A 22355-nucleotide genomic window follows, 5' to 3' on the forward strand; every position below is an offset into this window, starting at 1 on the left:
ACTAAAAACTAACCACCAACAACAAACAACTAAAAAAGAGTTTATCTTAGCATATATTTTCAGCATCTAACAATACAGCAATGGGTTTATTTAATTGGTTTACACAAGAGATCGCGATTGACTTGGGCACCGCAAATACTCTTATTATTCATAATGATAAGGTTGTTGTAGATGAGCCCTCGATAGTGGCTTTTGACCGCACTACAAATAAGGTTATCGCTATAGGTCGTCAGGCTATGCAAATGGAAGGCAAAACCCATGATAATATCCGAACTGTACGACCATTAAAGGATGGAGTAATTGCAGATTTCAATGCGGCCGAGTACATGATACGCGGTATGATTAAAATGATCAATAACGGCAAAGGATGGTTTTTCCCATCACTCCGTATGGTAATATGTATCCCTTCAGGCATTACGGAAGTAGAAAAACGAGCCGTTAGGGATTCCGCCGAAATTGCGGGCGCCAAAGAAGTTTATCTAATACACGAACCAATGGCTGCTGCAGTTGGCATCGGCATTGATGTTGAAGAGCCAATGGGAAATATGATTATCGATATAGGTGGAGGAACTACTGAAATCGCTGTTATTGCCCTCTCTGGAATTGTATGCGATCAATCTATTCGAGTTGCCGGTGATAATTTTGACAGTGATATAGTGCAATACATTCGCCGTCAACACAACATAATGATCGGAGACCGCACCGCTGAAAAAATAAAAATTGAAGTTGGTGCAGCCTTACCGGAATTGTCAGATCCTCCAGGTGACTATGCTGTGCAGGGACGGGATCTGATGACTGGCGTTCCTAAACAGATCACCGTTTCCTATACTGAAATTGCACATTGCCTTGATAAATCGATTTCAAAGATTGAAGAAGCTATTCTTAAAGCCCTCGAAATTACTCCTCCAGAGCTTTCTGCGGATATATATCAAACAGGAATCTATTTAACCGGAGGCGGCGCACTACTTCGCGGCCTTGATAAGCGCATCGCTGCCAAAACCAAACTGCCCGTTCACGTAGCTGAAGATCCCCTTCGTGCAGTAGTAAGAGGGACTGGGATCGCATTGAAAAATATTGGCAATTTCAAATTCTTAATGCAATAAGGTGTTGTGAGTGATAAGTCATAAGTACTAAGTTTGACTTCCCTGTTAAATTTGCTTACTTACAACTTATAACTTACCACCTATAACTCAACCATGCGTAACCTTTGGCTTTTCATAAGTAAGTACAACGCATTTTTTTTGCTAATCATTTTTTTTACCATTGCCCTTATATTGATGGTAAATAATAACTCTTATCAACGCGCTAGTGTATGGAATTCATCCAATCAGATAGTGGGAAGCACTTATGAACGGGTAAACAAATTTAGCAGTTACCTCGTGCTTGGAAAAACAAACGATAGCCTTGCTGCAGAAAATGCGAGGTTGAGAAACCTGTTAAAAGACTCGTTTTATAACGATAGTATTAAGAGGGTTACGGTCAGAGATACAGTTTTAAAACAACAATATACCTATACGGTTGCCAGAGTAATTAACCCTTCCATCCACCAAAAGAACAATTATATAACCATCAACCGGGGTAAAAAACATGGCATTGAAAAAGGAATGGGTGTTACTTCTGCTTCTGGAATAGTTGGGATAGTACTTAACGTGTCTGAAAATTTCGCAACTATCCGGTCTCTTCTGCACACTGAAACGAAGATCAGCGCCAGTGTGGATGGGAATATTGGCTCGCTTGTATGGGGCGAAGGAACCTTCAATCCCCGATTTGCCATACTGAAAGATATTCAAAGTCACCTTATTGTGAAAAAAGGTTCACAAGTAGTAACGTCAGAATTTTCTTTATTCCCTCCGGGAACTAATATCGGTACAGTTTCCAGAACCGGAGTAAAGGGCAATGACAGTTCTTTAGACATCGAAGTAAAGCTGGGTACCGATTTTTCTTCGCTACAATATGTATATGTTATCAATAACATGCTTTCCAATGAGCAATTGTCTCTTGAAGCTTCCAACAAAATTGAATGATGGGACGAGCATTAATTATCAATACCATACGGTTCATCCTCCTGATAGCCACCCAAGTTTTTCTCTTAAAAAATACAGGATACTACAATCTAAGCGTTCCTTATCTGTACATACTATTTATTTTACTCCTGCCTTTTAATATCCCCAACGGATTGCTCTTTCTACTTGCTTTTATATGCGGACTTACAGTAGATATATTTTATAACACCCTTGGTTTACATGCGCTTGCTTGCAGTGTGCTCGCCTTTGTGAGGGTCATATTTATAAGTGTAACCGTACAGCGGGATGGTTTTGATAATGAGCCGGAACCACGTCTTGGAATTATGGGATTCAGATGGTTCGTATTTTACACTGTTATACTCGCATTCTTTCATCACCTCGCATTGTTCACTTTCGAAGCTTTCAGAATTTCCGAATTTGGTTACACAATGATCAGGGTTCTACTGAGTACCTTACTAAGCTCTGTATTAATTCTCGTAGCAGAGTTTGTATTCTACCGGAAAAAAGTAAGATAGACTTACTTTGCTACCGATGATTTTCGATCTCTGCTCATTTCAGGAATATAGTTTAGTCCGGGCGTTAAATAATGCAGAAGAACCAGCCTCGAATAGCGGTAATTAAAAGGGGAAAGTATGATTACCGCCGGAAAGATTACAGCCATGTATAGCCAGGGGTTGGTCGTGTTTCCGGTAATAAGATATGCTAATAAACCCGCAGCGATCATTTGCAACACATTGAGGCCATAACTAACAAACATTGCGACGTAAAAATAACCCGGTTCCCGTTCAAATTTAAGGTTGCAATGCGGGCAGTTATCAAACATCTTCTGTGATTTAAAGCCATACATTGAATTTTGAAAAACGTCGCCCCTTCTGCAACGCGGACACTTCGAATTTACTAAGGCATACAATTGTGAGACTTTCTGAGTTGAATTATCCTCCGGCATTGATTTCATTAACATCCACAAAAGTAACTATAATAGATAATGCATGCGTATTGTTGTAAATATATGAGAGATAATTTGTGCTTTCACACTGAAAAGTTGGGAGGATTTAATGGGATCGAATGTTTTCGAAACCAAAAATGCTGTCTGACGTAGAAAATCATCACCATCCTATGCTTAATAACACTTTTCAACAATACTTTTACTATTTTTACAGGGTAATTCCAGGACTAAATCCCGCTCATTTTTTGTACGTTATTACTGATAATTACTCTCTTAAACCAAAGGATTAAGATATCGCAAAAATGAATAGTTTTTTCGCCAGAAAGTATGTTGTTCAGGGAATATTTATCGTTATAACGATTATTCTGCTAATGCGATTGTTTTATATACAAGTCATTAGCGATGAGTATATGCTTTCCGCTGAAAACAACGTTATTAGAAGATTGCCAATATATCCGGCCAGGGGGATAATTCTTGACAGAAAAGAACAGATTCTCGTGCAAAATGAGCCGGTTTACGATCTTATGGTAATACCGCGTGAAGTTACCGCCTTTGATACACTTGAGTTCTGCAAACTTATTGGAATCGACAAAGTGCGATTCAACCGACAATTCAAGAAGGCAAGGTCATATTCACCGTACAAAGCGTCAATCTTTGAAAAACAACTATCTGTACAGATCTATGCATCCTTTCAGGAAAAACTCTCGGACTTTCCAGGATTTTTCGTGCAAAATCGGACTGTTCGCCGGTATCCGGATAGCATAGGTGCCCATTTTCTGGGATATATCGGCGAAGTAAATCAAAATGCGATCGACAAATCGAACGGCTTCTACAATTTGGGTGATTATCTGGGAATTACCGGAGTAGAAAAATCATACGAAGACCTTTTACGAGGACAACGAGGAGTTCAGAATCTCATGGTTGATGCTCTTAACAGGCCCAAAGGCCATTATGCCGATGGTAAATATGATACACTTGCTGTCGCTGGAGAACACATGATTTCATCCCTTGACAAGGAACTTCAGAAACTTGGCGAGAAGCTAATGATTAATAAAATAGGGAGTATAGTAGCGATCGAGCCGTCCACCGGAGAAATACTTTCTTTTGTCAGCAGCCCGGGATATGATCCTAATTTAATGGTAGGGCGACAAAGAGGCAATAATTACATGGCACTGCTTGGGGATACATATAAGCCAATGTTCGTTCGCCCTATACAAGCTGAATATCCTCCGGGCTCAATCTTTAAAGTTGTGAACGCCCTGGTTGCACAACAATTTGGCTTAATCAATGAGAAAACTTTTTTCTTTTGTCCGGGAGGTTACAGATATGGAAGACGGGGGTGGATGCGTTGTACGCACGTCCACCGATCGATCGACCTTCGAGGATCCATTAGGGAATCGTGCAATACATATTATGGATACACCTACAGCCGGATGATTGATGATGCAGGAATGAGGCCCGTAAATGCTTACAAGAGATGGCGTAATGCTGTCTCTAAGTTCGGGATTGGAAGTCCGCTTGGAATTGACCTCCCAGGAGAGCGTAAGGGTTTGATACCCACTGATGAGTTTCATTCTAAGGCCTTCAAAAGCGATCGCTGGGGTTCACCCTTTACGATCTCCTTATCAATTGGCCAGGGACAATTGGGTATCACGCCCCTTCAAATGGCAAATATTATGGCTATTGTTGCTAACCGGGGTTTCTTTTATAAACCGCACCTTATAAAAGCTATCGGCGACAAAAAAGTGATAAAAGAAGAATATACCGTAAAAAATAGTGCTGGTATTGATTCGAAGTACTTTGAAGTAGTAATTCAAGGTATGAGCGAAGTCGTTAATCAGGGGTGGGGTACTGCTTATTACTCTAAAATTAATAGTATTGAAATGTGCGGAAAAACTGGCACAGTTCAGAATCCTCACGGAAAAGACCATTCTGTATTTGTAGCGTTTGCACCACGAAACAACCCAAAAATTGCAATTGCAGTTGTAGTGGAAAATGCTGGTTTCGGAGCAACCTGGTCTGCACCAATAGCAAGTTTAATGGTCGAAAAATATCTTAAAGATTCTATTTCAAGGCCCAGGGCTTACATGGACAGGCTGATTGAAGCAAACCTTTTACCAGGATTCACTATTAAGCCAAAGAATCCCAAAAAAGTTTCTTCCGACAGCGTAAAGAATAAGGGGCAAACTCCGAAACAAGTTTTGCCAGTAAAAACGACAAGATGAACAATCAGCGGAGTCTATTCTTCAACGTCGACTGGTTCATTATATTGACCTACCTTGCATTGTGCATTATTGGCTGGTTCAACATCCATGCTGCAGTATATGATGCAGATAATCCAAGTATTGTCGATCTTGATACTAATTATGGAAAACAATTAATTTTTATTGTATCAGCTGTAATTATTGGCTTCATCATATTATTATTGGATGGAAAATTCTTTAATGCCTTTTCGCCTATCTTTTATGGCATAACACTCCTATTACTTGTATTGGTTTTAATCATAGGGAGAAACGTGGGTGGAAACCAGGCCTGGATTCCGATAGGCAATTTCAGGTTACAACCGTCCGAGTTTGCGAAGTTTGCAACCTGTTTATTGCTTGCACGATACCTTAGCTCAAGTACGGTTAAAGTTCAAGAAATCCGGACTCAAGTGGTTGCTGCATTTATCATTTTAATTCCTACTGCTCTAATCTTATTCCAGCCGGATGCCGGTTCTGCGCTAACATTCAGCTCGCTGATCCTGGTTCTCTACAGGGAAGGGCTTTCAGGTTATTTTCTGGTTATCGAAGGTCTCTCGATTTTACTTTTTATCCTGACCGTTCTTTACAATAAATATTATGTTATTATAGGTGTAGTGGCTTTCGCAGGATTTCTTATCTATCTTTTCCGGAAAAATCGAAAGATGATAACTGTTTTTAGCATCGGACTTTTGTTTTCAATTGTTTTTGTATTCTCAGTTGATTTTGCATACAACAGCATACTCAAACCTCATCAAAAGAACCGCATAGATGTTATTTTGGGTAAAGTAAATGATCCCCGCGGAGTCGGATATAATCTAAACCAATCAAAAATAGCCATTGGTTCCGGTGGACTATGGGGCAAAGGATATCTTCAGGGTACTCAAACAAAGTATAATTTTGTCCCTGAGCAAAGTACTGATTTCATATTCTGCACAGTCGGCGAGGAATGGGGATTCGCTGGATGTTTTGTTGTTATCAGCCTCTACCTGTTTCTACTTTTACGGCTGGTTATTATTGCAGAACGACAACGCTCTCCTTTTTCAAGGATATATGGGTATGGTGTGGCATCTATTCTGTTCTTCCACTTCTTCATCAATGTAGGCATGACTATCGGACTTATTCCTGTAATTGGAATTCCTCTTCCGTTTTTAAGTTATGGCGGTTCCTCGCTATGGAGTTTTACAATACTGTTATTTATTCTGCTTAAGCTGGATTCGAACAGGATGGGAATTATTTAACAAAACGGATATTAAGTATCTCATAAAACTTGTCTGTAACGTCCTGCTTATCAGCCCAATTATTTTTCACGGCATAGTTTTGCTGAAGAAAATTATCAGCCGCTTCAAAACTGTCAAAACGGTTTAAAAGCTCCAGTGCTTCACTATATGCCAGGCTATAACCATTAAAAAGGTCCCGCACGAACAAAAGCTTATCGTTAAGGCTGATCATAGCTTTTAGATCTTTAGCTTTTGTTAAATTAAATTGTCCTGCAACAGTCTGGTGGGAGATATTCCTGGAAAGCAAATCGTTAACAGTTGGTGCCAGATTATCCTCCATGTTTACCTTCACTGGGATGTCGATTGTTTGTTCAGATATCATCACTTCTTTCAGATAAATATCGTCTTCCTGAGATTCTAAACTTACAATATCTAAGTCTTTTATGTTTTTATCGTCAGCTTCTTTAACGTTCGTAGAATCAGCCAGGTCTTCCTCAACTGGTATCTTAAGCCTTGTCTTCTCGTCGATCACCCTTTTCTCGTCATCAGTTAACGGCTGGTCAAAAAGTTTATTAGATTGTTCTTCCTGAACTTCAAATCTTAGTTCGGGTTCCGTCGTCGTCTCAACCTCTAACTTCCAGTCTATTATATTCTTCACTTGTTGTCTTTCGGGCAACGGATTGACTATTTCTGAGTCAGATTGATCGCTTCTTACTTCAGGCTCTTCATCTGATATATTTTGATTTTCTACCTTTGTATCATTCAATTTAACCAAAATAGCGAGGTGATCAGAAAGGAAATTCGCATTAGCCGAAAAAAGCTCTAACTCTAACTTGTTAAGATTATCCGGACTTTGTGAGAGATACTCAAATTGTTCGTTCAACTCAGAAAGTATTCCCCCCACTTTTTTTAAGATTTCTTTCTTGTTCATCATTTTAATATTGCTGATCAGATCTAAAATTTGCTTAACCAAGCCTGAGTTCACCATTTCAAAGATAAATACAATAATTAATAAAGGTTAGTAATTTTTAATCCCTAATAGTTTGAAAACATCTTATCCAGCGACTGGAACTGCATTCATATCCTACGCATTATAGGCCAATAAAACCTAAATTAGCTAGCACTTAACAAAAGTCGTAATCCACTTATAATTGCTTTGCCTTGCGTCAGATAGGTTCATAGCATTTAAAAACAAGTTAAATTCAAATGAAATTCAGATATTAGACCACATAAACTAAGGGGATAAAGAATACGATGTTATTCAGTGAGCACAATTTTAAACGAAGAAAAGAACTCGGCGGAAGTATAGAAGTTATTTGTGGGTCCATGTTCTCAGGAAAGACAGAAGAGTTGATCAGAAGACTCAGAAGAGCCCAGATTGCAAAACTGAATGTGGAAATTTTTAAACCGAAAACCGACACTCGTTACAACGAGATGTCAGTAGTGTCTCATGATCTAAATTCGATACACTCTACCCCGGTCGAGAGTGCACATTCCATCCTTCTTTTAGGTGCAAATACGGAAGTAGTCGGAATTGATGAGGCTCAATTTTTTGATGAAGAACTTCCCGATGTATGCAATAAACTTGCTAACCGGGGTATACGTGTTGTAATTGCCGGATTAGACATGGACTTTCAGGGAAAACCTTTCGGCCCTATGCCCGCGTTGATGTCAATAGCCGAACTAGTAACCAAGGTTCATGCAGTTTGTGTTCAATGCGGAGGCCCTGCTACTTATTCCTATAGAACTGCTGCCAGTGATGCTAAGATATTGCTTGGTGAAAAGGAAAGTTATGAGCCCAGGTGCAGAATATGTTATAATTCTACGTCAGAAATTTAAGTAATAAGAACTTTCCGGTTTTTACTCTATTTCGCTACAATCAGTTTAAGTGATTTCTCTTTACCCTTAAATCTCATTCTGTATAAATATATCCCAGCCTCAAGATTCGAAGAGCTAATATTTATACTATAGGAACCCGTTGGTAAATTTGCATTAACCAGTTCCTGTAATTGTTGGCCTGCCGTATTGTAAAGTATTATGGAGGTAATACCAGTTTCGGCAATGCTAAAATTGACTGTAGTAAAATTAGTTGAGGGATTGGGAAAATTCTGTTCAAGAACAAATCCCTCTGTAGGTATTAAGGTGCTCCCCTGAATAGCTTGGTCGTATTTTTTCTGAGCAGCCTGGGCACTTGTCTCAATATCTGCCTGACTGTCTCCTGCAATAAATGCAAAACCTAATTTAACGGAGCCGTTAACTGGAATGGTAAGCGGGCCGTAACCACTAACAAAAAAAACATTAGTACCGTTTGTAGTCGACTCACCCAGGGATAATGCTTTAATTCCGCTTGAAATTGTTTCATATTTCTCAGCAATATTAAGCCCCCCCCCGCTCTGCGCGGGGTCTCCAATTATCTGATCTGACAGGGGATAATAGGCTGTTCCAAACTCTGAATTTAAAAGCTTCACCCCAGCATAAATTCCATTTCCAATCTTAGGATATACTAACCCCAGCCGGTTCGTGGGATCAAACTTCGTAACGTCTCTTCCGGACACATCAACATCCCAATCGGTGAGCAAACCAGCGTAAACACCACTCAGTATTGCACTACCAGTATTTCTAATTTCATATTCCGCTATAATGTACTTATCGTCTGGCACCGTGGCGAATGCTGTTTGGCTATGTCTTACCAAAAGGTTTAGCCTGAGGGGGTTGGCAGAATCATCAAATTCGGATCGTCCCTTAAATGCTACCAGATTATCATCCACTTTTGCAACTCTTACCGTCTTAACGAAGTGTTCATCTGAACCACCCCGATCGTTTCGAGCATTGTTGGAAACCTTTACAGATGAGCTCCCTATCATTAGCGAGGCTTCATTTAACAGTTGCTCGTTCAAATACATAAAGCCAAGGCCATTTGTGCCTTCAGGGCCGCTAAATCCGATCCGGCCATTACTGCTTATAGTTGTTGCAATTTTATTTACTGTAATATTCAAATAATCCAATGCAACCCGGATAATAAATGATTCGGCATCATTATATCCTCCAGCGGCAGTGTAAGTCAGTTTAAAAGCAACCTGTTCATTATCTGAAATTCCAGGTTTAATAAATACTCTAAATGCACCCACCATTGTCTGAATCTGTGATGTGCCTAATGTTGCAATATTGATCTGCTCATTGATAACTTGGACGTCGGGGTTATCAGAACTAAGTTTTACGATAATTCCAGACGCAGGTGAGAGGAAATTCTTAAGGTCAAGAAATATTCGTAATGTATCACCTGGGGGAATTGAGCCACGGCCTTTATCAAGAAGTGTTATTTTTTGCTGACGGATAGAGGGCGGAGTTTCAGTTACCGCTCGAAAAACATTTAACCTTCCTTTTCCAAGTAACCCTTGAAAATTTGTGTTCAACGCATCAATATTGTCCGTTGTAACCCTTATCTGTTCCCTAACCTGGCTCATGTCAAATTGAGGAAACCGACTTTTGACCAGAGCCGCCGTACCAGACACTAAGGGAACTGAAAAGGAAGTTCCCCGTGCTATTGTATAATTGTTGCGATTACCTGTAGAAAATGTTTCCCCTGGTGCAGTGAGAGCAATATGGGGGCCGTAATTAGAAAAATTGCTCTTCCTATCTGAGTTATCAACGCTAGCCACGGCCATTACTCCGGAGTAAAAAGCAGGATAATCAGCATCAAGGGATCCTTCGTTTCCGGCTGCAACAATAACCAAACAACCTTTTGCTATTGCGTAATTTATAATATCTTGTCCATAAGCTCCCCCGGCAGGGCCACCCCAAGAACAATTAATTATATTTGCACCGTTATCGGCCGCATACTTAATTCCTTCATAGCCCCGGTAGATTGCAGTTGCATTATTATCTGCCCCAGCCTTTACAATAAGCAATTTTGCATTAAATGCAACGCCGCTTATTCCAATTCCGTTATCAGAAACGGCTGACGCCAGACCACTTACCCGCACGCCATGGTCTGTTGAATCACTTTTAACATCCGGATCGTTATCTTCAATCATTGTAGTGAAGCTGGCCCCTACCAAATCCTTCCCAGGGAGCAGAAGGTTCGCTCTAAGATCCTCATGGTCCAGATCAGATCCGGAATCGACAATAGCAATAATAATCCCTGAAGAATTTCTGACCACGTCCCAGGCGAGGTCTGCTTTTATTTGCCTCAGATAATTCTGCGATGAATTATAGAGCGGATCATTGGGAACATAAGAAGTATGATAAATATAACTTGGTTCGGCATAATCTATAATGGGACTAAGTAAGATTTCATTTATAACGGTCTCTATGCCAACGTTACCACTAAACTTAAATTCATAAATACGATCAATTCCTACCGTAACACTATTGTCTGTTGGTAGTATCTGCCTGTTTGATGAAAGTACAGAACCTTTGAACAATTGCCTGACCTCTTTGAGGTTAGCCGACTTTATACCAAGTGTGTTAGAATTTAGGGTTCTGGTTGCAGCTTTTATCTGACTTAAGGTACTACCTTCCCTAAACTTGATAATAACAGTGTTCGGTAAATAGTTTGCAGCTGAAGTTCCTTTCGGGAAATTGAATCTCCTAGCGACGGTACCCGTATGTCCTTGTCCTTGAACTGCTAAAACAGAAGAGCAAAATATTAGCAGTAAAAGTATTTTCATATAGAGTCGTTTCTCAAAAATAGTAAAAACACCTCAAAAGTAAATATAGATAACAAGCTTCGCCGCCATTTATGATTAAGCATTGTAAGTATTTATCGAAAGAGTAAGATTTATGAAACTTTAAAAGTAGCTATATCGTATAGCTATGTATTAGCTACAAAAATTAGGTGGTACTTGAAAAACTGAACAGAGTGTTATGCGTAAATGATAATGATATCACATTATTTATACTAAAGCGCGCCCTGACCAAGTCTAATTTTGCAGAAAAGATTAACGAAAAAAAGGACGGTCTTGGAGCGCTTAAATATTGTGAGCAATTGATTGCTGATAATGCACACAGCACTGGAGATTATCCCAAAGTGATTTTTCTTGACCTTCACATGCCGGTGATGGATGGCTGGGAGTTTCTGGACAGGTTTGCAAGTGATATTTGGCCCTATTTCATAGATACAAAAATTATTATTACTTCTCAATCCATTGATGCTCAAGATTGCTTAAGGGCAAAAGAACATCCGTTTATTGCTGATTTTATGAAACAACCAATTACGATAGAATATCTCACCAGGCTTCATGAAAGCCTGGCAGAAATAATCTAGCGAATCCAATAATAAGTCTTAGTGGGAAATACTGGGTTCGAACCAGCGACCCCTACCTTGTCGAGGTAGTGCTCTAAACCAGCTGAGCTAATTTCCCGTGTTATCCAATTTTCCGATATACCTTCGTTCAAAATCTCTGCAATATAACAGTATATTTCTCAAGTTCTAAGCGCCAGCCCAATTTATGTCGTGCCCAAACTAAACTTTTACGAAGGCTTATTGTTGGTTATTTTATCGACTAAACCACTAAAGTTTCACAGCATGACCCTAGAGAAATATGTTAAAAAGAGAGATTTCACCAGGACCTCTGAACCAAAAGCAGGTAAAAGCGAAGACAAGGAAAAGCTACGTTTTGTAATCCAGAAACATGACGCGAGCCGTCTGCACTATGATTTCAGGCTCGAGATGGAAGGTGTACTGAAAAGTTGGGCGGTACCAAAAGGTCCATCTACCGATCCAAAAACCAAGCGGCTTGCTATGATGGTAGAAGATCATCCCTATGATTATAGATTGTTTGAAGGTACAATACCCCAGGGTGAATATGGAGGGGGTACCGTAATTGTTTGGGACGAGGGGACTTATGAACCAATAGAAAACATAACAGGGAAAAATAAGCAGGAAAAACATCTTCTAAAGCAGTTAAAGGATGGGTCGCTAAAAATCAAATTGCACGGAACAAAACTACAAGGAGAGTACGCCTTGGTTAAGACAAATGGTATGGGAGAAAACGGCTGGCTCCTTATCAAACACAAAGATGACTTTGCCTCTACAGCTGATATTACCAAAAAAGATAAATCCATATTATCGGGTAAGACTATCGAAGTCATGGAGAAAACCAGCGAAAAGGTATGGAACGAAGGGCATGAAAAGCTTACTGAAAAATCCAGTGTAAATTCGAGCAAGAACGAAAACAAAAATACGGATGTAATTTCAGATAATCCAGGGCTCAGCACTGAAAGTATTTTAAAGAAGGCGAAAAAAATACGGATACCAACAGGAATTAAACCTATGCTTGCCACATTGGTTGAAGAGCCCTTCGACGATCCTGATTGGGTGTATGAGGTAAAATGGGATGGCTATCGTACTTTGGGGTTTATAAATAATGGTGAGGTAGATCTTCTATCAAGAAATAATAAAAGCTTTAATGATAAGTTCTATCCAATCGTAAAGAGTCTCCAAGCCTGGAACATTGACGCGGTGGTGGATGGTGAAATAATTGTTTTAAACGCAAAAGGAATATCTGATTTTGAAAAGCTCCAGAATTGGCGGAGTGAAGCAGATGGAGAAATAGTTTTCTACGTGTTTGACCTCTTATGGTATCATGGGAAAAGCTTGATAAATATGCCCTTAAGTCAAAGACAACAAGTCCTTAGGGACGTACTACCCGTCGAAGACGACAGTATCAGGCTAAGTAAGGTTTTTAAAGCAAACGGCGTTGATTTTTTCAACGCTGCTGAAAAAATGGGCCTTGAAGGTATTATTGCCAAAAAAGCTGAAAGTACCTACTCGCTAAACGTCCGTTCCAGGGAGTGGCTTAAGATTAAGGTCAGTAAGCGGCAGGAAGTAGTTATAGGTGGGTATACCAAAAACGAAGATACCACTAAATTGTTTAGTTCCTTATTATTAGGGGTCTATGAACAAGGTAAGTTTCAGTATGTTGGAAAGGTGGGGACCGGGTTTTCGTCAAAATTGCAAAAAGAAATGCTTGACGAGTTCAAGCCGCTGATTCAAAACAAAAGTCCATTTTCGGCAGAGCCTGATTATAACAAGGCTTCCCGATTCCGCCCAAATCCTCCTAAGGCTAAAGCAACCTGGCTTAAGCCGGAATTGGTTTGTGAAGTAGCTTTCACCGAAGTAACAAGTGATGGAGTGTTCCGCCATCCCTCATTTCAGGGGATGCGTTCAGATAAAAAAGCTAAAGACGTAGTTCGTGAAATTGCTCAGCACACAGAATCGATAGTTCATGAAGAACGAGGGTCGGTTCACCGGGAGGCTGTAAAACCTCCTCAGAACAGCGCTAGAAAAACCCTCCTTAATCCTAAAGATGAAACTCAGGTCAGGAAAATATGCGGGCATGAACTGAAATTTACTAGTCTTAGCAAGTTGTACTGGCCCGAAGATGGGGTTACAAAGCGGGACATGTTTAATTTTTACTACCAAATCTCAGAATACATTTTGCCCTACCTTAAAGACAGGCCACAGTCCCTGAATCGCTTTCCGGGAGGCATTCATGGGAAAAGCTTTTATCAAAAAGATGTAAAAGGCAAATCACCCGATTGGGTTAAGACTTTCCCATACGTTAACGGAGAGGGCGAACACAAAAAATATCTCGTGGGCGACGATGAGGCAACTCTACTTTGGATGGCTTCTCTGGGCTGCATCGAAATGAACCCCTGGTTCAGTAGGATTCAATCGCCTGACCAGCCGGACTATTGCGTTATTGATCTGGATCCAGACAAGAACACATTTGATCAGGTTATTGAAGCCGCGCTGGAAGTTAAAAAAGTTTGCGATGCTATAGATGTGCCCTGTTTTTGTAAAACATCCGGTTCAACTGGTATACACATTTACATTCCCCTATCCGCAAAATATTCTTACGATCAATCACAGATGTTCGCCCGGATAATTGTTAATATTGTACACAAGCAACTTCCAAAATTTACAAGTCTGGAACGAATGATCGCTAAACGAAATGGGAAAATGTATCTTGACTTTCTTCAAAATCGCCCGGGAGCTACTATTGCAGGACCATATTCCCTCCGTCCGAAACCGGGAGCAACTGTTTCAATGCCCTTACATTGGGATGAAGTGAAACCTGGGCTAACCATGAGAGATTTTACCATATTCAACTCTCTTAGTCGCGTTAAAGTTGAAGGAGATCTCTTCAAAGGTGTGCTGGGAAAAGGAATTGACCTTGAAAAGGTAATTGAGAAAGCCCAAAGCATATTTGATATATAACCCGCTACTTTCTCTGAGCTTTCAAAAGCTCCTCATATACATAGTCTAAAACTCTTGCTCTTAGATTGACTTTTGAAACACCATAAGTCTTGTTATCATCCGGGTATACCCTGTTTGTTAAACAGATATAAACCAGATTATACATCGGGTCTACCCAAACGTATGTTCCGGTATAGCCGCTATGCCCATATGCTAACTCTGATGGATATCCTTTGTCTGCTTTTTGCTCTGCATCGGTCATTCGTGCAAAACCATAACCCCTTGGGCTAACTTTCGACTGCTGTGACGTAAATAAGTCTACCGTAGCCGGATCAAAAAACTTCTCGCCGCCATAAATACCCTTATTCAAAAGCATCTGGTAGTAAATCGCCAAGTCGTTCGCATTTGCGAATAAGCCAGCATGTCCTTGAACTCCACCTGCCATAGCCGCGCCCGGATCGTTTACATAACCTTGTACAAGCATATTTCTGAACCAGTTGTCATTTTCTGTTGTTGGCACAATCCTGGACTTTTCAAAACGATTGCGAGGCAAATAACCTGTGGACTGCATCCCTAAAGGAAGATAAAACTCATTCAGAACATACTCATTCAATCTCCTGTGAGTCACCTGCTCGATTACTTCCTTTAACATATACATGCTCACATCGCTGTATACAAATTTTCCCCGCGTACCGCCATGAGAATTGAGCGTAACTGGCCAAATCACATCTTCAAAATAATTTGCACGCAGAAAATAACCATCGGCCACCTTAACGGGATGGGCATCTGATGAATCTCTACTCATATCACCCGGTTTCAGCAATTCAAAAAATTTAATGTAGGGGTAAAATCCCGCCTCGTGAAGTAATGCTTCTTTGATTTTGATATCCTTTTTATCAGGGATATTTCGCGTCGTTGCTACATATTTACTAATTAGTGTGTCTAGTCCAATTATCTTTCGGTCGTACAAACGCATAATTGAAGGGGTTGTAGCGGTGACTTTTGTTACGGAAGCTAAATCATAAATATCGTCCAACCTTGCTGGACTAGCGCCTCCGTAAGTGTGTGACCCATAGGCTTTGTTGAAGATGACTTTACCCTCTTTAGCAACCAGTATTACTGCTGAAGGTGCTGAGTAGGCAGCTATGCCTTCTTTGACAATAGCATCAATTCCAGCAGTAAAATTGTTGTTTAAAGCCACTGCTTCAGGGCTTGAGTAGCCCAGACGGATCTTCTTTGTTTCAAAGCCTGTTCCCTTCTTAAATACTGTACTGTAATTGGTGTCAAGCTTTCCCTTTGCTTCGACTCCCCCAAACAAAACTTGTGCACTTACCGAGGCAGATTCGTTTGTCTGCCATTTATTCCATATTATCGGCGATTTCAGCTTTTCTAATTTGGCTAATTCAGACCCCATTCCAGAGAAAACTAATACAACATTGCTTTGCTTTTCCAGATCAGCTAGAAAACCCATCAACGCTTGATTGAAGTAGCTTCGATCTGACAATTTCAGAATCACCGTATCAAAAAACTTGAGTTTCATATGCAAGACATTCAGTTCTGCGGGAGAATTAATGATGTCGGCACGAAACGAAGTAATATTCCAGTACTTGCGGGCAATACTGTCAAAAACAGCTGAACTTCCATATCCTAAGTCGACGCTGGCAATTTTGAGCTTACTCACGTTTTTAAGTGGGATCACTCCCTTGCTATTATTCAATAACACAGTACTGTTTTCGGTGGCATTCCAACTGGCGGAATTACCTTGATCCTGGGCTTTAACTGTGTAAATGGCGAAAACACAAACAAGAATTAAAATCTTTCTCATAATTATCGGTCAAAAAAAGAGAGGAACTTTTGCTCCTCTCTTTCTGGTATCTAAGATAATTAAATTGCTGGATCTGCCGGAGTATTCGGATTATTTATCCGCTCCTGATCAGGATACGGATAGAATACCCGATTGCGCTCCGAGTTATTGGCTGGGGGAGCTGGACGATTAAATCGTCGTGTATCTTCCCACTTCAATCCGCTGAGATACAATTCAGCACAACGCTGTCTGTAAACTTCTAAAAGGAGATCCTCTTTGGTAACAGGTCCTGAATAGTTTGGAAGACCGGCATTTACTCCGAAAAGATCACCAGCTGCCTGAGTCCTAACTTCATTGATCAATCCAAGAGCAGTAGCCAAAGAACCGTCTGTTCTTAACGTAGCCTCCGCTTTGATTAATTTGATTTCATCAGGCAGATAAACTGGAATTGTAGTTGTCTGTGCCGCGGCAAATCCTGCTAAGGTGACGACCGGATCTGAGTTAATAACAGACCGTGGAGTAGTAAAATAAAAAGTTAAGCGTTTATCGGATGCATCAAATAATCCAGCTGGAAGCCCAAAATTTTCCCTCGGGCTATACGATCTGGTTACATTATAAATTGTGTTTAATGGATTCGGACTTAAAGTAGTGTAGGTGAAACTCGACTTTTTAGTCAAATCTACCATATTGGCACTGCTCAAAGCTTGCGCATAATTACCGGCTATTAAGTTTATTCTTGCCTGCACAGCGTACAAGGTATTTCTTATATCGAAATCAGGTCCGGCAACCAATGTTGTAAAAGACGCTGAAGGAGCATTTGCGGAAATGCTCGTTATTCCCAGCCCAATTAGTCTCAAGGCCTCAGCAAAGACTTGCGCCCTGGGAACAAAAACTACCGCCGCTGTTGTGCTGCTATTCAGGTTAGCTTGCTCGAATGTGGTTGCCAAATTTGTCAAAGCCATTGCTTTGAAAAGGTACGCTTGAGCCATAATACCACTAAGTAATCCCGGTTCCAGACCTGCAACCGACGGCGCATTGGCTACCAGGTTTTCGCTCATTTGCATTTGGCGCTGCATGGAAGACCAGTAACCAAGTATATTACCGTTCGCACTCGGAAGCGCTGTACCTCCAGCTTCGAGCTCCAGCGTATTCGTAAAGGTTGCTACACCTTTGGTCTCTCGGGCTGTTACAGTAGGTGCAAGCATGACGTTGCTAAGTCCATTTGTAGAATAGTTTTGTCTTATCCCTATACTCAGGGCGATTATACCTTCTCTTGTATTCAGCACCTGCTTATCAGTTGCCGAATTAGGGTTGGTTTGATCAAGCTCACAAGAAGATACAATCAAAACCAATGAAGGAAAGAGATACTTATATATAAAATTCGTTTTCATCTCAATTCAGTTTATTTAACGTTAAAAAGTATAATTTAATCCAACAGCGATAGTTCTCGGGATTGGAACCTCCACAAAGTCGAATCCACGAACTGCCGTGCTTTGTCCGGCTGCATTAGTTTCTGGATCCCATCCTTTGTACTTGTCGATTGACAATAGATTTCTCCCTGACACGGTTACGCGTAATGGTCTATTATTCAAGGCCTTTAGGCGAACATCGTAGGTAGCTGAAAGCTCTCTGAATTTCAGGTAAGATCCATCTTCTATCCAATTTTCCATGATACCGAATACAGCAGCTGAAGTACCTTTTTTAACTTCGCCCCTTAATTCTGGTTCATAACCTTTTAGTCCGCCATAAAAATCACGATCTCCAACGCGTCTTGTAAAATTGAAAACGTCATTACCATAGGACGCATCCCATTGCATTCTTAATGAAAGGCTATTGCCTATAGAAAACTCATTAGTAAATGAGCCTGTCCAATCCGGGTTAGGATCGCCAATTACCCGAGGCTTATTTCCGCCTGTAGGCTGTCCGGCAGTATTACGGCTCCTTTGTTCTGGTTGCGGGAAACCAGCAGTGTTCAGCAGTAAGTTACCTGATGCATCCCGGGCAAATGCCGTTGCGTAAAACGCTCCCAAAGCAAACCCGTTAACAGCAGCAACCTGACCAAAGCCACCTGGGAATGTAACCACACCACCAGGAACATCAGTAACTCTGTTTTTCACTTTGGAAAATATCAAGGTTGAATTCCATTTGAAGTTGGAACTTTGAACAGGAACACCTCTTAGCATAATCTCAAGTCCCTTATTGGTCATGTTACCAATATTCTGGAACTGAGTTAGATAACCTGAGGAAGGCCTCAAAGTAACTGGAAGGAGCAGATCCTGAACTGCTTTATCGTATACAGATATTTCAAGTCCTAATCTGTCGTTCAGGAAGCTAGCATCTAAACCAACCTCTTTCTCGGTCTGACGCTCTGGTTTAACATCCGGATTACCGAACTGGGATGGTGCCGAAAGACCAGGCAGGCCTGCAAGTGAAACGTTGACGTAATTACTAAAACGGTCATAAGCACCAATCGCAGTTAAGTTCCCTGATTGTCCATATGACGCACGGATTTTCAGGCTTGGAATAATTGATCCTATAGAAGAATTTTTCCAAAAGTTTTCTTCAGAAAGGATGTAGGACCCACTCAATTTTGGATAGGTCTGCCACCTGTTCGCTTCACCAAATGATGAAGAACCATCTCTTCTTATTGCTCCAGTTAAATACAACTTATTGGCAAATCCGAAGGTTTGTTGTACATAAAATCCCTGAATGTTCAGTGTTGATTGAGCATCGCCTGTAACTATTGCTGCTCCACTTGAGGCAGATTGGCTCACCGGACTTAGTTGTCTACCGGTAATACTATTCGAATTAATCCGTTCAGTTTGAAGAGTTCCTCCCAACGAGGTGGTTGATTCTAACCATGAACCAACTTTCGCCCGGTAAGCCAGATTCAGGTCATTGTTTAATAAAAGGCTTATCCTGTCTGCTTTTCTAGCATATCCCGTTGTGTTTTCTGGCGTGGTGTTGCCAATCGGAATAAATGCGGTAGCTAGTTGGGTGGCATTATCGAAACCCAGAGTATAATTAATCGACAAATTTTTTGTGGGTTCGGCTGACAAAGTAACATCGCCAATAAAGCGGTTTGTCTGTTGATCGAAATCAAAACGATTAATAGCTTCTAAAGGATTGGTCCTTAACAGGAATGAAGGAGCCAATGATGGATATACACCTGTTGTTGCGTCCGGTTGGGGATTAATAAAGTTGTTTCCGAAAATAAAGCCAGTTAGCGCACCCCATGCAGAATTTATACCACCATTTGGAAGCTCAGAACTCGTGCTTCTGCTGTAACTAATTCCAGTACTTAATTTAAACACATTGTTAAACCTTTGATCGAATCTCATACGTGTAGTAGTTCTTTTGAAATCCGTATTTTTAATAATACCGTCGTTGCCGAGATAGCCGGCACTTACAAAAAACTGACTGTTATCTGATCCGCCAGACACTGAGACGTTTGTTTCCGAACCATATGCAGTTTCGAAGATCTGCTCCTGGAGATCATAGCGGGTTACCGGCACCTGGCTTAGATCTGATGCGATGGTATTGGTAAAACGAAAAGGATATTCGTTAAACTCAAGTTTCTTTCGTAATGAATTGCTGCGGAACTGGGTGGAAACATTAATGACCGGAGCGCCCGATTTTCCTTTTTTAGTGAAAATCTGAACTACGCCGTTACTTGCTCTTGAACCATAGATCGCCGCTCCCGCTGCACCCTTTATAATCTCTATACGATCGATATCAGCAGGATTAATATCTACAAGTCTGTTTTGACTGTAACCTCCTAAATCAACAAGTTCGGCCGAACTATTATTAATAATGACTCCATCTATAATATACAATGGGTCACTTGATCCCGAGATTGTACTGTTTCCACGTAAACGAACACTTATACCGCCCGCAGGGTTGCCTGAGTTCTGTGAAATTTGCGCACCCGAAACCTTACCAGCCAAAGCTTGGTCGATTGAGGTTGCGGCACTTCCCTCAAGTTCTTTTGCTGATACCGTGGAAATTGCATTTCCTAATTGCCTTTTACTTGTTGCAACTGTGGTTCCTGTAACAACAACTTCGTCGAGGTTTAATGCATCCTCACTCAATTCTACGTCAAGAACTACAGGACCTTGATTTAACGAAATTGTACGAGCCACGGACTTGTACCCGGCATAACTAACAGAAATTGGATATGTTCCCTGGCTGAGTTCAACATTTAACGTGTAGGGACCATTTACATCAGTTGATGTTCCCTGATTGGTACCCGTAAGTCTGACTGCTGCCCCAATTAAAGGCTCCTTGTTTCGTGCATCCGTGATTACGCCCTTTATGGTGTATCTGGGAGTCTGTGCTACTGCAATCTGGCAACACATAATGGCCAAAACCACGAGCAATTTAGGCCGTTTTCTTAATGTTTGTAACAGTTTTTTCATTCTTACGATTTTAAGTGATTATTCTTAATTAACACTTTTATTTAGGGAAACTAACTTTTCCCATTGATACTGTAGGTACACCCGGCGTATTTCCAAAAGGCGTAGTTCCTCCTGCCACTGCTTCATTTGCGAGCAGGGCAAATAATACGGCCTCTTTTGCATCCGGATCAATTCCCAGATCTGATGTGAATTTCAGCTTTCTACCAAAGTACTCTTCCACATATTTTACAAGCAAAGGATTATACATTCCTCCCCCGCTTAGGTATATTTCGAAATCACCGCGCCCTTCTACTGATTTCGCTATGGCCATTATAATACCTTTCGCAGAGAAAAGTGCAAGGGTTGCCAGCACATCTTCATTTAGCAGGTCTTTACGCCCCGAGTGCTCTATGGCTTTATTTAAATACTCCATACTGAAAAGTTCAGGACCGGTAGTTTTAGGGAAATCAGACTTATAAAATGGATGATCAAGCAATTTCTCTAAAAGTTTCTCATTTACTTTACCACTTGAAGCGATCTCTGCATTTTTATCGAAATACTTCCCGGGATAATTGAGCTGTATAAATTGATCCATTAATGTATTTCCCGGGCCAACATCCGACGAGAAAAACCCTGTTGAATGACTTGATGGAAGAAAAGTAAAATTTGCAATGCCTCCAATATTCAACATAATTCGGTTCTCAGTAGCACTTGAAAAAATCAGATAATCGCCGTATACCGCCAGTGGCGCACCTTCTCCGCCAGCGGCTATGTGCTTCTGCCGGAAATCACTTAAAGTAATGATGCCGGTTTTCATAGCCAGATGATCTGCATCCCCAATCTGCAGCGTCGCGTTTGGATAGCCCGAAATTTGATGCTGACTTGAGGGAGCGTGGTAAATGGTTTGACCATGACTAGCGATCAAGTCAACTTCATCCGCAGAGATTTCCCAGTCATTCAAACACTCTATTATTAACTCAGCATAGTAGGTCCCTATCACTGCATTGAGCAATGTAATACGCTCAAGGTCGGCAAACTTTTTAGCGAAAATCGACTTTAGGTTTTCTTTGAATTCAGGTTTATACTCCCGGGTAGTAAAATTCTCAACTCTAACAATTGTTTCAAGGCCACTACCCTTGAACTCACACAATGCAATATCTAAACCGTCAAACGAAGTTCCTGACATTAAGCCGATGATTTTTCTGCTTGGCTTACCTGCAATATGATAGAGGTTCTGAATGTTAGTGTTCATCGCCTTGATAGTTAAAAGGAAAGACTTTATTCACGCAAAAATGATGATTTTCAGTTGTAAGTAAATTGAAACTCACCTCATGCCCGGTGAATACCTAAATATAGCAAATTACGGTAAATTCAAAACAAGATCCTCGATTCTTATCAAAAAATATCGTACCTTACTAGGTCATTTCCTCCAAGCTCCAAGCTCCAAGCTCCAAGCTCCAAGCTCCAAGCTCCAAGCTCCAAGCTCCAAGCTCCAAGCTCCAAGCTCCAAGCTCCAAGCTC

General features: G+C 40.8%; 15 protein-coding genes and 1 tRNA gene. 8 read left to right on the forward strand and 8 right to left on the reverse strand.

The window, feature by feature from the left end:
* Window positions 1–80 precede the first annotated feature (80 nt).
* From ACLL8Z_RS03290 to ACLL8Z_RS03300, 3 genes are all read left to right on the forward strand, one after another.
* The gene (locus tag ACLL8Z_RS03290) at window positions 81–1103 is read left to right on the forward strand and encodes a rod shape-determining protein (RefSeq protein ID WP_411273329.1); all 1023 of its coding nucleotides are present in this window, start codon (window positions 81–83) and stop codon (window positions 1101–1103) included.
* Between the two features lie 93 nt (window positions 1104–1196).
* Window positions 1197–2024: a rod shape-determining protein MreC gene (mreC, locus tag ACLL8Z_RS03295; protein ID WP_411273330.1), complete on the forward strand. Its 828-nt coding sequence runs from the start codon at window positions 1197–1199 to the stop codon at window positions 2022–2024.
* Window positions 2021–2539: a rod shape-determining protein MreD gene (locus ACLL8Z_RS03300; protein ID WP_411273331.1), complete on the forward strand. Its 519-nt coding sequence runs from the start codon at window positions 2021–2023 to the stop codon at window positions 2537–2539. The genes mreC and ACLL8Z_RS03300 overlap by 4 nt, the downstream gene beginning before the upstream one ends.
* A 2-nt stretch (window positions 2540–2541) precedes the next feature.
* On the opposite strand, the gene ACLL8Z_RS03305 is transcribed toward ACLL8Z_RS03300, so the two are convergent.
* Window positions 2542–2847: a DUF983 domain-containing protein gene (locus ACLL8Z_RS03305; protein WP_411273332.1), complete on the reverse strand. Its 306-nt coding sequence runs from the start codon at window positions 2845–2847 to the stop codon at window positions 2542–2544.
* Between the two features lie 425 nt (window positions 2848–3272).
* Here ACLL8Z_RS03305 and mrdA point away from each other — a divergent pair, with 425 nt between their 5' ends.
* Both mrdA and rodA read left to right on the forward strand, forming a co-directional pair.
* The gene (gene mrdA, locus ACLL8Z_RS03310) at window positions 3273–5195 is read left to right on the forward strand and encodes a penicillin-binding protein 2 (protein ID WP_411273333.1); all 1923 of its coding nucleotides are present in this window, start codon (window positions 3273–3275) and stop codon (window positions 5193–5195) included.
* Window positions 5192–6451: a rod shape-determining protein RodA gene (gene rodA, locus ACLL8Z_RS03315; RefSeq protein WP_411273334.1), complete on the forward strand. Its 1260-nt coding sequence runs from the start codon at window positions 5192–5194 to the stop codon at window positions 6449–6451. Before mrdA ends, rodA begins: the two co-directional genes overlap by 4 nt.
* Here the strand turns inward: rodA and ACLL8Z_RS03320 are convergent.
* The gene (locus ACLL8Z_RS03320) at window positions 6444–7418 is read right to left on the reverse strand and encodes a hypothetical protein (protein WP_411273335.1); all 975 of its coding nucleotides are present in this window, start codon (window positions 7416–7418) and stop codon (window positions 6444–6446) included. The genes rodA and ACLL8Z_RS03320 overlap by 8 nt on opposite strands.
* Window positions 7419–7684: 266 nt before the next feature.
* Here ACLL8Z_RS03320 and ACLL8Z_RS03325 point away from each other — a divergent pair, with 266 nt between their 5' ends.
* A complete protein-coding gene (locus ACLL8Z_RS03325) occupies window positions 7685–8269 on the forward strand; it encodes a thymidine kinase (protein ID WP_411273336.1) in 585 nt (194 codons plus the stop codon).
* Window positions 8270–8295: 26 nt separating this feature from the next.
* On the opposite strand, the gene ACLL8Z_RS03330 is transcribed toward ACLL8Z_RS03325, so the two are convergent.
* Window positions 8296–11100, reverse strand: a complete 2805-nt coding sequence (locus ACLL8Z_RS03330; RefSeq protein WP_411273337.1) for a S8 family peptidase — start codon at window positions 11098–11100, stop codon at window positions 8296–8298.
* A 167-nt stretch (window positions 11101–11267) separates the two neighbouring features.
* Between ACLL8Z_RS03330 and ACLL8Z_RS03335 the strand changes: the two genes are divergently transcribed.
* A complete protein-coding gene (locus ACLL8Z_RS03335; protein WP_411273338.1) occupies window positions 11268–11696 on the forward strand; it encodes a two-component system response regulator in 429 nt (142 codons plus the stop codon).
* A gap of 22 nt (window positions 11697–11718) precedes the next feature.
* On the opposite strand, the gene ACLL8Z_RS03340 is transcribed toward ACLL8Z_RS03335, so the two are convergent.
* A tRNA-Val gene (locus tag ACLL8Z_RS03340) sits at window positions 11719–11793 on the reverse strand.
* Between the two features lie 164 nt (window positions 11794–11957).
* On the opposite strand from ACLL8Z_RS03340, the gene ligD reads away from it, so the two are divergent.
* Entirely contained in the window at window positions 11958–14654 is a 2697-nt protein-coding gene (ligD, locus tag ACLL8Z_RS03345; protein WP_411273339.1) for a DNA ligase D, read from the forward strand.
* Between the two features lie 4 nt (window positions 14655–14658).
* Here the strand turns inward: ligD and ACLL8Z_RS03350 are convergent, their stop codons facing one another.
* From ACLL8Z_RS03350 to ACLL8Z_RS03365, 4 genes are read right to left on the reverse strand one after another with little or no spacing between them, the layout of a single operon-like run.
* Window positions 14659–16458: a serine hydrolase domain-containing protein gene (locus ACLL8Z_RS03350; protein WP_411273340.1), complete on the reverse strand. Its 1800-nt coding sequence runs from the start codon at window positions 16456–16458 to the stop codon at window positions 14659–14661.
* A 59-nt stretch (window positions 16459–16517) separates the two neighbouring features.
* The gene (locus tag ACLL8Z_RS03355; protein ID WP_411273341.1) at window positions 16518–17828 is read right to left on the reverse strand and encodes a RagB/SusD family nutrient uptake outer membrane protein; all 1311 of its coding nucleotides are present in this window, start codon (window positions 17826–17828) and stop codon (window positions 16518–16520) included.
* A 21-nt stretch (window positions 17829–17849) separates the two neighbouring features.
* Window positions 17850–20855, reverse strand: coding sequence for a SusC/RagA family TonB-linked outer membrane protein (locus ACLL8Z_RS03360; protein WP_411273342.1), 3006 nt, complete (start codon window positions 20853–20855; stop codon window positions 17850–17852).
* Window positions 20856–20892: 37 nt separating this feature from the next.
* On the reverse strand, window positions 20893–22086 hold the full coding sequence (locus tag ACLL8Z_RS03365) for an anhydro-N-acetylmuramic acid kinase (RefSeq protein ID WP_411273343.1): 1194 nt from the start codon (window positions 22084–22086) through the stop codon (window positions 20893–20895).
* Window positions 22087–22355: the final 269 nt, after the last annotated feature.

It is taken from the genome of Daejeonella sp., assembly GCF_046590655.1.
GTDB lineage: Bacteria > Bacteroidota > Bacteroidia > Sphingobacteriales > Sphingobacteriaceae > Daejeonella.

Excerpts from the sequence above, each read along its gene's own strand:
- ACLL8Z_RS03290 (WP_411273329.1), top strand. The coding sequence starts at position 81 with ATGGGTTTATTTAATTGGTTTACACAAGAGATCGCGATTGACTTGGGC.
- mreC (WP_411273330.1), top strand. The coding sequence starts at position 1,197 with ATGCGTAACCTTTGGCTTTTCATAAGTAAGTACAACGCATTTTTTTTG.
- ACLL8Z_RS03300 (WP_411273331.1), top strand. The coding sequence starts at position 2,021 with ATGATGGGACGAGCATTAATTATCAATACCATACGGTTCATCCTCCTG.
- ACLL8Z_RS03305 (WP_411273332.1), bottom strand. The coding sequence starts at position 2,847 with ATGTTTGATAACTGCCCGCATTGCAACCTTAAATTTGAACGGGAACCG.
- mrdA (WP_411273333.1), top strand. The coding sequence starts at position 3,273 with ATGAATAGTTTTTTCGCCAGAAAGTATGTTGTTCAGGGAATATTTATC.
- rodA (WP_411273334.1), top strand. The coding sequence starts at position 5,192 with ATGAACAATCAGCGGAGTCTATTCTTCAACGTCGACTGGTTCATTATA.
- ACLL8Z_RS03320 (WP_411273335.1), bottom strand. The coding sequence starts at position 7,418 with ATGGTGAACTCAGGCTTGGTTAAGCAAATTTTAGATCTGATCAGCAAT.
- ACLL8Z_RS03325 (WP_411273336.1), top strand. The coding sequence starts at position 7,685 with ATGTTATTCAGTGAGCACAATTTTAAACGAAGAAAAGAACTCGGCGGA.
- ACLL8Z_RS03330 (WP_411273337.1), bottom strand. The coding sequence starts at position 11,100 with ATGAAAATACTTTTACTGCTAATATTTTGCTCTTCTGTTTTAGCAGTT.
- ligD (WP_411273339.1), top strand. The coding sequence starts at position 11,958 with ATGACCCTAGAGAAATATGTTAAAAAGAGAGATTTCACCAGGACCTCT.
- ACLL8Z_RS03350 (WP_411273340.1), bottom strand. The coding sequence starts at position 16,458 with ATGAGAAAGATTTTAATTCTTGTTTGTGTTTTCGCCATTTACACAGTT.
- ACLL8Z_RS03355 (WP_411273341.1), bottom strand. The coding sequence starts at position 17,828 with ATGAAAACGAATTTTATATATAAGTATCTCTTTCCTTCATTGGTTTTG.
- ACLL8Z_RS03360 (WP_411273342.1), bottom strand. The coding sequence starts at position 20,855 with ATGAAAAAACTGTTACAAACATTAAGAAAACGGCCTAAATTGCTCGTG.
- ACLL8Z_RS03365 (WP_411273343.1), bottom strand. The coding sequence starts at position 22,086 with ATGAACACTAACATTCAGAACCTCTATCATATTGCAGGTAAGCCAAGC.